Annotated in this window: 6 protein-coding genes and 9 pseudogenes; 2 read left to right on the plus strand and 13 right to left on the minus strand. The window is 37.0% G+C overall.

What is annotated here, in order from left to right; translation table 11 throughout:
• Nucleotides 1–4: 4 nt before the first annotated feature.
• The 10 genes and pseudogenes from trxA to zapA form a co-directional block, all read right to left on the minus strand.
• Nucleotides 5–319 carry a thioredoxin gene (gene trxA / locus JCM13188_RS08720; RefSeq protein WP_054753499.1) on the minus strand — a complete coding sequence of 105 codons (315 nt, stop codon included), beginning with the start codon at nucleotides 317–319 and terminating at the stop codon, nucleotides 5–7.
• A 333-nt stretch (nucleotides 320–652) separates the two neighbouring features.
• Nucleotides 653–1,615 carry an electron transfer flavoprotein subunit alpha/FixB family protein gene (locus JCM13188_RS08725; RefSeq protein WP_054753501.1) on the minus strand — a complete coding sequence of 321 codons (963 nt, stop codon included), beginning with the start codon at nucleotides 1,613–1,615 and terminating at the stop codon, nucleotides 653–655.
• Nucleotides 1,616–1,644: 29 nt separating this feature from the next.
• A pseudogene (locus tag JCM13188_RS08730) lies at nucleotides 1,645–2,416 on the minus strand (electron transfer flavoprotein subunit beta/FixA family protein).
• Between the two features lie 19 nt (nucleotides 2,417–2,435).
• A complete protein-coding gene (locus tag JCM13188_RS08735; protein WP_054753503.1) occupies nucleotides 2,436–3,209 on the minus strand; it encodes an enoyl-CoA hydratase in 774 nt (257 codons plus the stop codon).
• A gap of 12 nt (nucleotides 3,210–3,221) precedes the next feature.
• A pseudogene (gene fadR, locus JCM13188_RS08740) lies at nucleotides 3,222–3,811 on the minus strand (fatty acid metabolism transcriptional regulator FadR).
• Nucleotides 3,812–3,882: 71 nt separating this feature from the next.
• Nucleotides 3,883–5,590: pseudogene (locus JCM13188_RS08745) on the minus strand (long-chain-fatty-acid--CoA ligase).
• 283 nt (nucleotides 5,591–5,873) lie between these two features.
• Nucleotides 5,874–8,215 (minus strand): annotated as a pseudogene (locus JCM13188_RS08750) (endonuclease MutS2).
• Nucleotides 8,208–9,933, minus strand: a pseudogene (polX, locus tag JCM13188_RS08755) (DNA polymerase/3'-5' exonuclease PolX). The pseudogenes JCM13188_RS08750 and polX overlap by 8 nt, the downstream one beginning before the upstream one ends.
• Nucleotides 9,934–10,059: 126 nt before the next feature.
• Nucleotides 10,060–10,571: pseudogene (locus JCM13188_RS08760) on the minus strand (CvpA family protein).
• A 27-nt stretch (nucleotides 10,572–10,598) separates the two neighbouring features.
• Nucleotides 10,599–10,862, minus strand: a complete 264-nt coding sequence (gene zapA / locus JCM13188_RS08765) for a cell division protein ZapA (RefSeq protein WP_054753505.1) — start codon at nucleotides 10,860–10,862, stop codon at nucleotides 10,599–10,601.
• Nucleotides 10,863–11,032: 170 nt separating this feature from the next.
• Between zapA and JCM13188_RS18695 the strand changes: the two genes are divergently transcribed.
• Complete coding sequence (locus JCM13188_RS18695) at nucleotides 11,033–11,281, plus strand: DUF3378 domain-containing protein (protein ID WP_279401616.1); 249 nt, start codon at nucleotides 11,033–11,035, stop codon at nucleotides 11,279–11,281.
• A 31-nt stretch (nucleotides 11,282–11,312) separates the two neighbouring features.
• A pseudogene (gene rnhC, locus JCM13188_RS08770) lies at nucleotides 11,313–11,914 on the plus strand (ribonuclease HIII).
• A gap of 66 nt (nucleotides 11,915–11,980) precedes the next feature.
• Here the strand turns inward: rnhC and pheT are convergent.
• The 3 genes and pseudogenes from pheT to pheS all read right to left on the minus strand — a co-directional run bounded on the left by pheT (nucleotide 11,981) and on the right by pheS (nucleotide 15,457).
• Nucleotides 11,981–13,872, minus strand: a pseudogene (gene pheT, locus JCM13188_RS08775) (phenylalanine--tRNA ligase subunit beta).
• 59 nt (nucleotides 13,873–13,931) lie between these two features.
• Entirely contained in the window at nucleotides 13,932–14,405 is a 474-nt protein-coding gene (gene ytpR / locus JCM13188_RS20770) for a YtpR family tRNA-binding protein (protein ID WP_369404912.1), read from the minus strand.
• Between the two features lie 18 nt (nucleotides 14,406–14,423).
• A pseudogene (pheS, locus tag JCM13188_RS08780) lies at nucleotides 14,424–15,457 on the minus strand (phenylalanine--tRNA ligase subunit alpha).
• Between the last annotated feature and the right edge of the window lie 27 nt (nucleotides 15,458–15,484).

The following is a 15,484-nucleotide window of genomic DNA, read 5'->3' on the forward strand; positions in this document are numbered from 1 at the left end:
GTTATTATGCATGTTTTTGTACGAATTGTTGTAGAGCATCTTTTGGCTGGAAGCCCATTGTTTGGTCAACTTTTTCGCCATCTTTGAATAAGATTAAAGTTGGGATGCTCATCACACCGTATTTTTGTGCTGTTTCTTGGTTTTCGTCAACGTCTAGCTTGACGATTTGTACTTGGTCGCTCATTTCTGAATCTAATTCTTCTAAAACAGGAGCGATCATTTTACACGGGCCACACCATGCTGCCCAGAAATCTACTAATACTAGACCATCTGAAATTTTTTCACCAAAATCTTGGTCAGTTGCTTTTACAATTGCCATAGTTAAATCCTCCTCAATTTCAATTGTATCGTAAGTATATCACGCTAAATCTTATCTTTGCCAATACTTTGTTTCTCATTACAATATATTGTTACACAATTATCAAACGTGCATTTAATTAATAAAGAATTATGTTGGTGGAAGACTCTTCGCTTTCCACGGGCAACGCTTCAGCCTCCTCGTGAGCTTCGGCTCACTGCGGGGTCTTCAGCTGTTGCTTTTCCCGTAGGAGTCTACGAGCCTCCACCAACATTTAACAATCCATATAAAAATTAACCTAAGCTCAAATAAAGAGTTCTTTACCTAACCTAAGGTAAAGAACTCTGAAAAATATTACTTAACTTGTAGTGCTTTTAGTTCTTCAGTTAGTTTAGGTACAACATCAAATAGGTCACCAACAATACCGTAGTCAGCTACATTAAATATGTTAGCTTCTGGGTCTTTGTTAATAGCTACGATTACTTTTGAGTTAGACATACCTGCTAAGTGTTGGATGGCACCTGAAATACCACAAGCAATGTATAAGTCTGGTGTTACGACTTTACCAGTCTGACCGATTTGTAATGAATAATCACAATAACCGGCATCACAAGCACCTCTCGATGCACCCACAGCAGCACCTAATACATCGGCTAATTCATGTAAAGGCTCGAAACCTTCTTCACTTTTAACACCACGTCCACCAGCTACAATGATGTTAGCTTCTGATAGATCAACACCATCAGATGCTTTGCGAACAACATCTTTAATGATTGTTCTTAGATCTTTAATATCGACATCTAGTGAAGAAACTTCACCTGAACGGCTTCCATCAATCTCAAGCGGCGCAATATTGTTCGGACGAATCGTAACAAATGTTTTTCCATCTTTAATGGATTTTTTCTCAAATGCTTTACCCGAATAAATTGGACGTAAGAACTGATCTCCTTCGATTCCAGTAATATCAGAAATTAGTCCGTTGTCTAGTTTACTTGCAAGTCTTGGTGAAAGATCTTTACCTGCTGAAGTATGACCCATTACTAAACCGTCTGGATCTTCCTGTTCAATAACGGCCATAGCTGCTTGAGTATATGCATCAGAAGTATAGTTAGATAGACTATCATGTGATACTGTCACAGCACGATCCGCGCCGTATTGGATCATTTGGTTTGCTGCATCTTCTAAATTTTCGTTACCTAATACAACTGCTACAACTTCTGCACTCTCATCAATTTGACGCGCAGCAGCAACTGTTTCAAAAGAAACGTTACGTATTTCACCATCTTTTAATTCTGCAAATGCTAATAGTTTAGTCATAATTCATTCTCCTTTCTACACCTGTCAAATTAAAGTACCTTTGCTTCAGTTCTAAGTAGTGATACAAGTTCTTTAACTTGTTCATCTGTCTCGCCTTCTAACACCTTACCAGCTTCTTTTTCAGGTGGAAGGAAAACGTCAACTGTTTCTGTTTTCGCTTCAACATCATCTTCATCAAGATCTAAATCGTCAATTTCTAATTCTTCTAATGGTTTCTTCTTAGCTTTCATAATACCTGGTAACGAAGGATAACGTGGTTCATTTAAACCTTGCTGACAAGTTACAAGTAGAGGTAGCGAAGTTTCGACTTTCTCTTCGTCACCTTCAACATCACGAACGATATTAACTGTATCGCCATCAATATTAAGTTCAGTAATTGTAGTAACATAAGGCATATCTAAACGGTCTGCTAATCTAGGACCTACCTGACCACTAGCCTCATCAATTGCCACATTACCTGCTAAAATTAAGTCAACATCCTTGTCTTCGAAATAAGCTTCAAGGATACGGGCTGTAGTATACTGATCCCCTTCTTCAAGGTCATCTTCAGTATTAATTAGAACTGCCTTATCGGCTCCCATTGCTAATGCTGTACGCAGTTGTTTTTCTGATTCTTCATCACCAACTGTTACGACTGTTACTTCTCCACCATGTTCATCACGAACTTTAATAGCTTCTTCAATCGCATATTCATCATATGGGTTTATGATGAATTCAGCACCATCTTCTTCAATAACCCCTCCGCTAATTTGAATTTCTCTTCTGTGTCAAACGTTTCTTCATTAGTACATAAATGTTCATAGGATTACCTCCTTCAAGTCTATTGATCTTTAAAATTAGGTTTACGTTTTTCTATAAATGCTGCAATCCCCTCTTTTGCATCAGAATTGCCGAACACTTTACCAAATTCGACAGACTCCGCCTCAACACCTTCTTTAAATTGAGAAGTTTGTGCAAATGGTAATAATTTCATAACGGCGTTGATTGAAGGACCACTCTTACTAGCAAATTTATTTGCTAGTTTCATAGAAAATGAATCTAATTCATCTTCTTCTACTGCATGATTTGCTAATCCTAAACTAGCGGCCACTTCACCACTTATTGGCTCACCAGTTAAAACCATTTCATAAGCTTTTGGTATTCCAACATATCTTGGTAACCTTTGGGTACCCGCGAAACCTGGTATGATTCCTAAGTTCAATTCAGGTAGACCTAGTTTTGCTTGCTTTGTCACTACTCTTACGTGACATGCCATCGCTAATTCAAGGCCACCACCAAGAGCGGCTCCATGAATTGATGCGATTACTGGAACATGAAAATGTTCTATCCTACTAAAAAGATCTTGTCCCTTTTTCGCAAGTGCTGCGTAATCGCTTTCACCTTGAAGTGTTGTAAATTCTTTAATATCTGCACCTGCGGAGAAAAACTTACCTTCACCTTTTAGTACAACCGTTTTAATCGTTGAATCTTTCTCAACCTCATCTAAAACAGTTGATAGGTCTTGAAGGATGCCTGATGATAAGGCGTTTGCTGGAGGGCTTTCAATTGTAACGATTGCTACATGTCCTTCCTTGTTCCAAGTTAAATGCTCCATCAAGACAACTCCTTATGTTTGATGTATTTTAAGGCCATTTGCAATGATGAAATGAACCTCTTTAGCTTGTTCGACTAGATCATATCTTTGCTCTTTCATCACCCAGTTTGTTACCACTTCATCAAGTGTACCAAAAATAACTTGACGCACTAATTTGACATTTAAATGAGAATGAAATGATCCATCTTCCATTCCTTCCTTAAGAATTTGATCCATTACTCTTAAGTATCCTTTTAAAACGTCATTAATCTTCATGCGTAATTCTTTTTTGGATTGCCTTAGTTCTAGCTGAGTAACAATGGCAAGTGAGGGATCCTCAGATAGCTGACGAAATGCATCTCTATGAGATTGTAAAGCTTTTCATCAGCTGAATGATGATCGACAATAACATCTTCAATTCGTGAAATAAACTGCCCCATTTTTTTCTTGAAAAACAGAAACAAGTATATCCTCTTTATTTTTGAAGTATAAATAAATTGTGCCATCTGCGACGCCAGCTCGCTTAGCAATCTTAGAAACCTGTGATGCGTGGTAACCATTTTCAGCTATAACTTCTACGGCTGCATCAATAATTTTTTATATTTTGGTTTATTGTTCTTCATAATAGTACTCCTTGAAACTGAATGAATGGTCATTCACTTATCATAATATAAGCAAATTGAATTGCTGTCAACTAAGATGTTGAATTTGCCTCTTCTGTTTTCATTTTTTCTTTCTCTTCATCCACTAATTTTCTTCTAAGAATTTTTCCTACAGCTGTTTTTGGTAATTCTGTTCTAAATTCATATAGCTTCGGAACTTTAAACGCTGCTAGGTTCTCACGACAATATTGATTTAATTCTTCTTCAGTTAGTTGTTCGCCATCTTTTAATACAATATACGCTTTAACCGTTTCACCGCGATAAGGATCAGGAATTCCTGCGACAACTGCTTCTGCAATCGACTCATGCTCATAGAGTACTTCTTCAACTTCTCGCGGGTATATATTAAACCCACCTGCGATAATCATATCCTTTTTACGGTCAACTACATAGAAATAACCATCTTCATCCATGTATCCCATATCACCAGTTAATAACCAGCCATCTTTTAATGTGTTAGCTGTGTCATCTGGTCGGTTCCAATAGCCTTTCATAACTTGAGGTCCTTTAACGGCAATTTCACCAACTTCACCTATAGGTAATTCTTCTAGAGTGTCGGATTTAAAGATTTTCGCATCTGTATCAGGCCAAGGGAGTCCGATTGTACCTGCTCTTCTGTTTTCATAAATTAAGTTAGAATGGGTTACAGGGGATGATTCAGTTAATCCATATCCTTCAACCAATTTACCTCCAGTTACCTTCTCAAAACGTTGCTGAACCTCTACAGGCAGTGGTGCAGAGCCACTTAAACAAGCTTCTATTGAAGACAAATCATAATTTTTAATTTAGGATGATTTAATAGCCCAATATAAATTGTCGGTGCACCCGGGAATAATGATGGTTTTTGCTTCTCTATTAATTTTAACACTGTATCAACATCAAACTTAGGTACTAATACCATCTTCTGAGCCATCATCACTGACAAATTCATAACAGCTGTCATACCGTACACATGGAAAAACGGTAATATTCCCAAAACGACTTCATTAGCATATTCAGCTTTATACACCCAATGACGAGACATTTGTGTATTCGAAACTAAATTCAAGTGTGTTAGCATAACACCTTTTGGAAAACCAGTCGTTCCACCTGTGTATTGTAAGAGAGCAAGATCTTCTTGGGGGTCTACGTCATAGGCTGTATAATCCGTACTCGCTTCTTCTAACATCTTCGTCCATACATGTGTATCCCCTTTATGTTCTGGTTTTACAACGATGTTATATTCTCTTTTTTGAATGAAAGGATAAACTAAATTTTTGGGAAAAGGCAAGTAATCTTTGATACCGGTTACAATAATGTGTTCTAAATCTGTATCATCTTTTACATTATTCGCTCTAGGTAACAAAATATCTAAACAAACTAGGAATTTTGCACCAGAGTCTTTTACTGGTATTCCAATTCACGTTCCGTGTATAACGGGTTGGTTTGAACCACAACTGCTCCACCTAACAGTGCACCATAGTACGATATAACGGATTGTGGTGTGTTCGGAAGCATGATCGCAACGCGGTCACCTTTTTCTAATCCAAGTCCTTGCAGATAACTTGCGAATTTCTTTGCAGAGTTAAAAACCTCTTCATAAGTTAACTCTTTCCCCATAAAATGAATAGCCACTTTATCCGGAAACTTCTCTGCAGCATCTTTTAAGAAATCCTGTAAAGGTCTTTTGTCATATTCAATAGACCTAGGAACCTCTTCAGGATAGTTCTTAAACCACGGTTTTGATAAATCTACCCCCACTATTAACAGCCTCCTTTAGTATATACTAATTAATATTATAAACAATAATTCGACAAAATTAAAATAATTATTCTAATTATCAGATAAAAACAAATATAAAAAAGTAGTTCACGAGACCTATAAACCTTACTGTGCTTCGTGAACTACTTTAATATTAGCTATAAATTAAAAAGATGACCCCAACAATGATGAATACGATTGCAACAACCATTAACACCTTTGCCAATGTTTCCATAAAATATTTACCTCATTTCATACATATGCCATTCTCTAACTAATTAGACTATTTAAGTTCTAAAATTGTAACACCACTTCCACCTTCATTTGGATGGCCAAATCGTTTTCCTTTAACTGAACGGTGTTCATCTGCAAATTTTGAACAGCCTTCATAAGAGCTCCGGTTCCTTTACCGTGTATAATAGAGACTTGATGATAATTAGCTAATAACGCTTCATCTAAATATTTCTCTAAACGTTGAAGTGCATCTTCATAGCGTTCCCCTCTTAAGTCTAATTCAGGCTTCACATGATAAGCACTACCTTTAACCGATGCAACTGGCTTTGTTTTTAAAGGATCTGGCCTTTTGATAAACTCAAGTTGTTTAGTAGGTACTTTCATTTTTAATATACCAAGTTGTACTTCATACTCATGATCATTTTTTTTGTTCTACAATGTGGCCGTTTTGGTTAAATGAGAGAACATGAACTTCATCTCCTGGCTGAAACTGATGAATCGTTTTAGATTCCTTCCTAGGCTCATTTTCCTTGTCTTTAAATTGTTCTTTCTGATCTGATAATTTCTTTTTCGCATCAATAAAGTGATGCTCTTTCACTTGAGCTTGATCTTTCATTGACCGAATTTCTTCTAGTATGGCCTCCGCTTCATCCTCTGCTTTATCAACAATCGTGCGTGCTTTTTCTTTAGCCTTACTCATATGCTGTTCTTTATGTTTAATATATTGTTCGTACTCTCGTTTTAAACTATTGTGTAGTTCTTGTGCTTCAATTAAATATTGATTGGCTTCTTCAAATCGGCTTTCTGCCTGACGCCTTGATTGATCAAGCGAAGTAATCATATTTTCAACCGATCTTGAATCTTCATTAACCATTGATTTGGCCTTTTCGATAATACCTTCACTCAATCCTAATCGCTTAGAAATATCAAACGCATTACTACGTCCTGGTACACCTAGTAATAGTCGGTATGTTGGTTTTAACGTCTGTACATCAAATTCAACCGAAGCATTAATCACATCTTCGCGATTATAACCATAAGCTTTGAGTTCTGGATAGTGTGTCGTCGCAATCACTCGTGCTTGTCGTTCAATCACATAATCCAAAATTGCCATCGCAAGTCCAGCACCTTCTTGAGGATCTGTACCTGCGCCTAACTCATCGAACAGCACTAACGAATTATGGTTAACATCTTCTAATATTTGAACAATGTTACTCATATGTGAAGAAAACGTACTTAAGCTTTGTTCAATTGATTGTTCATCACCAATATCCGCAAAGACATGATCAAATACAGCTAACTCACAACCATCCAAAGCAGGTATTTGTAAGCCAGATTGAGCCATTAACGTGCAAAGACCTACCAGCTTCAAAGTGACTGTTTTACCACCTGTGTTCGGTCCAGTAATAACAATTGCTGTGTAATCTTGTCCAATTTCAATATCATTACTAACGACCTCATCGTTTGAAATGAGAGGGTGCCTTGCTTGCTGCATTTTAATAAACCCGTTTTGGTTCATTTTCGGTTTAGCTGCTTTAAGCTGTCTTGATAATTTACCTTTTGCTACGATGTAATCAATTTTTGAAGAAGGTCGACATTATGTCTTAATTCTTCTGAGTCAGCCTGAACGTAACTCGTCAGTTCTCGTAAAATTTTCTCAATCTCTTGCTCTTCAGCAAGTCTTGCTTCTTGTAATTTATTATTTAAGTCGACGACTGCTTGAGGTTCTATAAATAACGTTTGTCCTGACGCTGATTGATCATGAACAATACCCCCAAAAGATGACCGATATTCCTGTTTAACTGGTAACACATAACGGTCATTACGAATCGTTACAATGGAGTCTGATAACATATTACTTTTTGATTTAGTAAAAGAATCTAGTTGGTCACGTACACGACTTTCATAAGTTCGAATTTGATTTCGAATTGTTCTAAGCTTACTAGATGCCCCATCCATAATGTGACCATGATCATCAACGCAATTTTTAATTGAACGTTCTAGCTGATTTAACGTCACAAGCTCATCTATATAGCCTTTTATAATTGGTAGTGACTCTTCCTCTAAACTTTCGATAAAACTCTGTAACTGTTTGACGGCATATAACATATTAGCGACACTCATTAATTCATTAGCAGTTAAGGTCCCGCCAATTTCAGCTCGTTTAATCGCTGGTCTTATATCACTTATTCCGCCTAAGGGTACATGACCTTTTAAACGCAAAATCGTTACCGCTTCATCCGTTTCCTCTTGCCACTGAACAACTTCATCTAAATTAGTTGACGGGAATGTTTTTAAAGCGAGCTCTTTACCTAAGCTTGTAGCTGCATGTCCTTCTAGCCACTCTTTTATTTTCTTAAATTCTAATTGATTAAGGATTTTTTCATTCACTGTTAATCACCTTTTTCTGCTTTAAAAAACCTAACAATTGATCTAAATTCCACGTATTAACGACAGAGTCTTTCATAATCATACCTTTGCGTGCAGCTTGTACTCCTATTTTCATATCATCTAACATTTTAAAATTATGAGCATCTGTATTAATGGCTATTTTAGCTCCTTGATCTTGCGCAACTTTTAACCAATCCCAAGATAAATCTAAACGATTTGGGTTCGCATTTAATTCAATAATGGTGTTCGTTTCGGCAGCACGTTTTAATAAACTGTTCTAAGTTTACAGAATAACCATTTCTTTTTCCAATCAATCGACCTGTTGGATGAGCAATCATATCTACGTATGGGCAATCGATTGCTGCCATTAGACGCTCCATGATTTTCTCTTCAGACTGGTTAAAGCTTGAATGAATGGATGCGATCACAAAATCTAGTTGACTTAAGAAATCTTCACTAAAGTCTAATTCTCCATTTGGTAATATATCCATCTCAATTCCAGAGAGAATAGTTAAATCAGAATGGCTTTCATTCCACTCTTTAATTTTGGCCTGCTGCTCTAATATTCGTTTTTCGTTAAGACCATTAGCAACGCGTAAAAACTTAGAGTGATCCGTAATAACGATATACTCATAACCTCTTTCAATAGCTTTCTTTGCCATTTCATCGATAGATTGTGCACCATCACTCCAAGTAGTGTGCATATGGAGGTCACTACGAATATGTTGTAAATCAACCAATTCAGGTAGGGAATTAAGTTCACACTCTTCTCCAGTCTCCCGTACTTCTGGTGGAAGGTAAGGTAGATCTAGAAACTCGAAAAAATCTTTCTCAGTTAAAAAATGTGTGAATTTTCCCCGATTCGGATTCTTCAATACCGTATTCACTTATTTTATAGCCCTTATCTTTAGCAATACGTCTCATTTCAACGTTATGATCTTTAGAGCCTGTAAAATGGTGTAAGGTGTAATAAAGTGATCTGGCTCAATTAATCTAAAATCTACAGATAAGTTCCATTCTCCATCGACCAACACAGTCACTTTAGTCGTTCCTTTAGAAACAACTTCTATAACATTCGGTAATTGAACAAGTTGTTCTGCTACTTGTTCTGGTTGTTCAGTTGCAACAATAAAATCAAGATCCTTAACTGTTTCTTTTAACCTACGCAGTGAACCAGCAATGGAAAAATCTAATATATGGTTCATCTGTCTGAGCCTAGCTTCAATTTCCTCTTTAATTGGAATAACATAAGAGACCGGTAGTCGCTCTGGACGTAATTGAGCGTCGTCTAAAGCTTTTAGAATCTTCTCAACTGATTTTTTCCCAAATCCACTCATCGTCTCAACTTCACCGTTTTCACACGCTTTACGCAACGTCGCTTCGTCGATGACGCCAAGCTCTTGATACAATCTAGAAAGCTTTTTCCCGCCAAGACCCTGTATTTTTAAAAGAGGAATCAACCCTTTCGGAACCTCTTCAGTTAACTTACTTAATGTTTCTGTTTGACCATTGTTAATAAACTCTTCAATGATCGCTTTGGTTCCTTTACCAATTCCAGATAAAGCACCAAAATCATCAATTTCATTTAAGGAGCGGTCGTCCCTCTCCAACGCTTGAGCTGCTTTTCGGTAAGCTGATATTTTAAAGGCGTTCTCACCTTTTAGTTCTAAGTAAGTCGCAATTGTCTCTAAATGTTTAATTACCTGTTTTTTATCCATTTATAGTAACCACCTTTAATTTTAGCGATAACTACCTACGCTCATTTTATAGTCGAAACTAGTTCAAAACAAATCATACACAAAAGAAAGAGGTTGACTCACCATGATGAGTTAACCCCTCTTTGATCAGTTTACGGTTGTAAACCATTTATCTTTTAATTGTTCCGAAATAACCGGAGTTTGTTCGATCATAAATGTTGCAAGAGCAGAGTCGTTAACTAAATCTTGAACCATTCCTACAGGAACAAGTGATGCAAAGAATAAAATTACAAATAAAATGACATACATTTCTACAAAACCTAAAATCGCACCAAGTAAATTATTCACACTGTTTAAGATGGGGAGGTGAGCAACAAAATCTAGCAAATTGGCTATAATTTGCATAACAATTTTGACCACCATAAAATAACGATAAACGCAACCGCGTTATAGAAAGCATATTCTAAATCTACTGAATTAAATACTTCTCCCCAGAAAGATTCTTCACTTAATTCAGGATATGGAATCCACAGCTCCAGGTGAGCACCTAAATCTCTAAAATACATTAATGCGATCACAAAAGCTACGATAAAACCAGTAATATGTAGTATTTGTAAAATGAATCCTCTTTTTAAGCCAATTAAAAACCTAATATTAATAGTATTAAAAGTATTAAGCTAACCATTTTATCGTCTGTTTTTCTTCCTTTCTTTCTGTACTAGTGCGTTGTATTCTTCTTTTAATTTTAAATAATCACTCATGGTATTTAGAGCAGTTAGTACAGCTAATTGTGATGTATCTAAAGAAGGCTTCACATAACGTAGCTCTTCCATTTTCTGATCCACAAGGCTTGCGACCATTTTAATATGTTCAGTAGACTCTTCACCGACAACAGTAAATTTACGATTACTTATTTCGACTGTGATTCTATTTTTGCTTGACTCTGACATCACGAGTCCTCCTCAAATACATTTCTATTCCATATAGTAACACGTTTTAATAGAATTGGGAAAGTAGATTATAAGGATTCATAGATATTGGCACAATGATATAATAAGAATAGCACAAACAAAGGAGCAAAAATATGGGACAAACTGTTATTAAACTAAAACCAGAAGAAATGAAAAGATTAGTTAACCACTATTCACCTTACCGTGAATCTAATAAGCCACCTTATTCAGTGCTCAGCGCTACACTAAACGGTTGCAAAATTACAGCTTATGAATCCGGCAAAGTTATGTTCCAAGGTGCTGATCATCATAAGGAAGCGAGTAAATGGGGAACGAGTAGTAAAACTAACTCTAAATCAGCTAAAACACCGACAAAAAAATGTTCCAGATTTTATAAATCGAGATCACATCGGATCTGATGAGGCGGGTACAGGTGATTATTTCGGACCCATCACAGTAGCGGCTGTATACGCAACTGAAAGGCAACAGGCTTTACTAAGAGAATTAGGTGTTAAAGACTCCAAAACCATGAAAGACCCAACCATAAAATCAATTGTTAAAGATATTTTAAAAACAGATATCGTTTATAGCTCACTCACGTTAAATAATGAAAAATATAATAAATTACAGCGCCGTGGGTGGTCTCAAGGACGAATGAAAGCTTGGATGCATCATCACGCAATAAAAAATGTATTAAATAAGTTAGACGGTTCCATTAATCCAAGCGGTATTCTAATAGACCAGTTCTGCAAGCCTGAAATTTTTCATAATCACGTTAAAGCAACAGGGGAAACGTCTCATACTGGATTAACCTTTATGACGAAAGCAGAGAGCTACTCACGTCCGTTGCAGCTGCTTCTATGATTGCGAGATATCGATTTATTTATGAAATGAACCGGCTCTCAAAAGATGTTGGCTTTGAACTGCAAAAAGGAGCCTCAAAAGTCGTTGACCAGCAAATTAAAAGAATTATTGATATAAAAGGTCAAAATTACTTAAATCAAGTTGCGAAAGTACATTTTGCAAATACTCAAAAAGCTCAAGCAAAATAATATAAAAGAGAAACACCTATCAACTATTTTTCAAGTTTCTGATAAGTGTTTCTCTTATTTTATACATTAACCTCTTAGCACTGCATTGTATTCATTTTCTAAATGTTTAACAATCGCATGTCTTGCTTCCTCAATTTCTTCATCTTTAAGTGTACGGTCATCATTCTGGAAGAGTAAATTAAAGGCAATTGATTTCTTACCTTCTTCCATATGCTCACCTTGATAAACATCAAAGACACGTACCGACTCTAAATGAGGCTGACCTTGATCAAGAATCGCTTTTTCTAATTGTTTAGCTGGTAGTTCACGATCAACGACGAACGCTAAATCTTGAGCAATCGCCGGATACTTCGTAATCATACGATAAGATTCTTGACCAGTAACCGCGTTTAATACACGATCTAAATTTAAATCGAATACATAAGTTTCATCTAAATCATACTCTTTTTGTACTGAAGGATGGAGTTGGCCAACATAACCAATGACCTCTCCATTTAGTTTCATTAGTGCCGTACGACCTGGGTGCATACGCTCTAATTCAGCTTTTTCAAACACAACTTCGTCATCTAATAAATGGTTAAATAAACCTTCTAAGATGCCTTTGATCACAAAGAAATCAACTGGTTTCTTTTCACCTTGCCAAGGGTGGTTTTCCCATAGACCTGTCACAGCAGCTGCCACTCGTATGTTTTCGGAAGGTTGTTCACCCTTTTGTTCTTGTAAATAAATGGAGCCGACTTCATAAAGTGCGACATTATATTGGTTCCTTGCAACATTATGCTGAACACTTGATAATAGCTCAGGTAAGGCACTTAATCTTAGATGGCTGTGTAAATCTGTCATAGGCAGTGCTAAGCCGACTGGTTCATAACCTTGATTCTTAATTTCTGGGCTAACAAATTGATTAGACCATTCTTCTTTTGTAAGTGAATAAGTTAAAGATTCATTCAGACCTGCTTTTTGTAAATAATGGTTCACTTCTCTAAGCAGTTTCTGGCGTTTTGTTAGGCCACCTTGTTTCATCACCCCAACTGGTAATGTATATGGAATACGATCGTAACCATATAATCGTGCTATTTCTTCTACCATATCTTCTTTGATAGCAATATCCTGTCTGCGTGCTGGAGCTTTCACCGTGAATGTTTCGCCATCCACTTCAAAATCAAATCGTAATCGTTCTATAATATTTTTCATTTCATCAACTGTAATGTCCGTACCGATTTTTTGATTAATTTCTTTAGCATTAAACGTTACAGTCTCAGGTGTCCAATCAGTAGATCCTGCTTCAACTAGTTCACCGAGTACTTTCCCTCCAGCGACTTCAACTAATAGTTCAGCTGCTCTTGTCGCTGCTTCTTTAACACGAGTTATGTCAATTCCTTTTTCAAAGCGCGCACTTGCTTCGCTTCGTAGTCCATGATCTTTAGAACCTTGACGAACAACCCCTGGGTTAAAGTATGCTGCTTCAAGAAGAATCGTTGTAGTATTATTTTGAACTTCCGAATCTTCTCCGCCCATAACACCAGCAATTGCATGGGCTTCATGACCATTAGTAATGACAAGGTGGTTGGATGATAATGTACGTTCTTCTCCATCTACGTCTTAATAGTCTCACCGTCTTGGGCCATTCGTGTGACAACCTTTTTAGAGCCAAATCGATCATAATCAAATGCGTGCAACGGCTGGCCATATTCCATTAAAACATAGTTCGTTACGTCTACTACATTATTAATTGGGCGGATACCTGCACTTATTAATCGATTTTGTAACCAAAGCGGTGATGTTTGTATGTTAAGGTCCCTAATAATCCATGCACCATAATACGGATTAGCCTTCTCATCTTGAATCTCAACTGAAACATACTCACTTGAAAGCTCCTGTTCCATGAGTACATCTGGTTCAGGCAGTTTTATCTCTTTTTCATAAATAGCTGCAACCTCATAAGCGACACCAATCATACTTAAGCAATCAGATCGATTTGCTGTCAGTTCAATCTCAATAATTTCATCATCAAGATTTAATAATGGGCACGCCCGCTCCCCAGCATTAACCTCTTCGTTAAAGACATAAATACTATTTTTAAATTCTTCTGGTACATTTTTTCATCAAAGCCTAACTCTTGTAGAGAGCAAATCATACCTTCTGATGCTTCACCACGCAGTTTAGCTTTTTTAATTTTCATGCCACCCGGCAAGCGTGCTCCAGGCTTAGCAACAATAACATGCTGACCTTCTGACACATTCGGAGCTCCACATACGATTTGTGAAAGCTCACCTTCTCCAACATCCACCTGACACAGGTTTAATTTGTCTGCATTCGGATGCTGAACACATTCCTTAACATAACCTACGACGATTTTGTCATCATTTAAAATAGGTCCTCTAACCTCTTCTACCTCGAGCCCACTCTTTGTCATTGCCTCAGCTAAATCATGAGTATTAATTTCATCTAAATCAATGTATTGTTCTAACCATTTTCTTGATACTAACATCTCTTATTCACTCCTCCCTTATACCCCATGGAATTGCTTTAAGAATCGAACATCATTCGTGTAGAAATGACGAATGTCTTCAACACCATACTTCAACATGGCAATTCTCTCTGGACCCATTCCAAAAGCAAATCCTGAATATTTCTTTGAATCAAAGCCTGCCATTTCAAGTACATTTGGATGAACCATACCTGCTCCCAAAATTTCGATCCAGCCTGAACCTTTACATACAGAACAACCTTCGCCGTGACAAATTTTACAAGAAATGTCCATCTCAACAGACGGTTCTGTAAAGGGGAAAAAGCTCGGGCGCAGGCGAATGGCACGATCCTCGCCAAACATGTGTTTAGCAAACGTATTTAATGTACCTTTCAGATCACTCATCCGAATATTTTCATCAACGTATAACCCTTCAATTTGCGTGAACTGGTGTGAGTGCGTGGCATCATCTGTATCACGGCGATACACTTTACCAGGACAAATAATTTTTACTGGACCTTGGCCCTCATGCTTTCTAAGTGTACGCGCTTGAACTGGTGAAGTTTGAGTACGCATTAATAATTCTTCCGTAATAAAGAACGTATCTTGCATATCACGAGCAGGGTGGTTCTTAGGTAAATTTAGTGACTCAAAGTTATAGAAGTCCGTCTCGACTTCCGGACCTTCCGCAACCGCGTAACCCATACTTGTAAATAGATCTTCAATATTACGAATCACATTTCTTAATAAATGTGGTCCACCTGCTTGAACGGGACGACCAGGTAGCGTGACGTCAATTGATTCTTCTTTTAGTTGTTGTTCTAATGCAGCTTGTTCTAATTTAGTTTGTTTGCTCTCTAATGCTTCAGTTATTTCGTCTCGTACTTCATTAGCTAATTGCCCTATAACGGGACGTTCCTCTTTTGAAAGCTTCCCCATCCCTTTTAAAACTTCAGTTATTTGACCTTTTTTCCCTAAGAAATAAACTCTCACGTCTTGAAGCTTTTTTCATCAGCAGCAGATTGGATTTGTTCCAACGCTTCATTTTTAATTTCTTTTAATCGTTCTTTCACCCTTGATCCTCCTCATATTTTTATTCC

It is taken from the genome of Piscibacillus salipiscarius JCM 13188 (genome assembly GCF_001311865.1).
In the GTDB taxonomy this organism is placed as follows: Bacteria; Bacillota; Bacilli; order Bacillales; family Alkalibacillaceae; genus Piscibacillus; species Piscibacillus salipiscarius.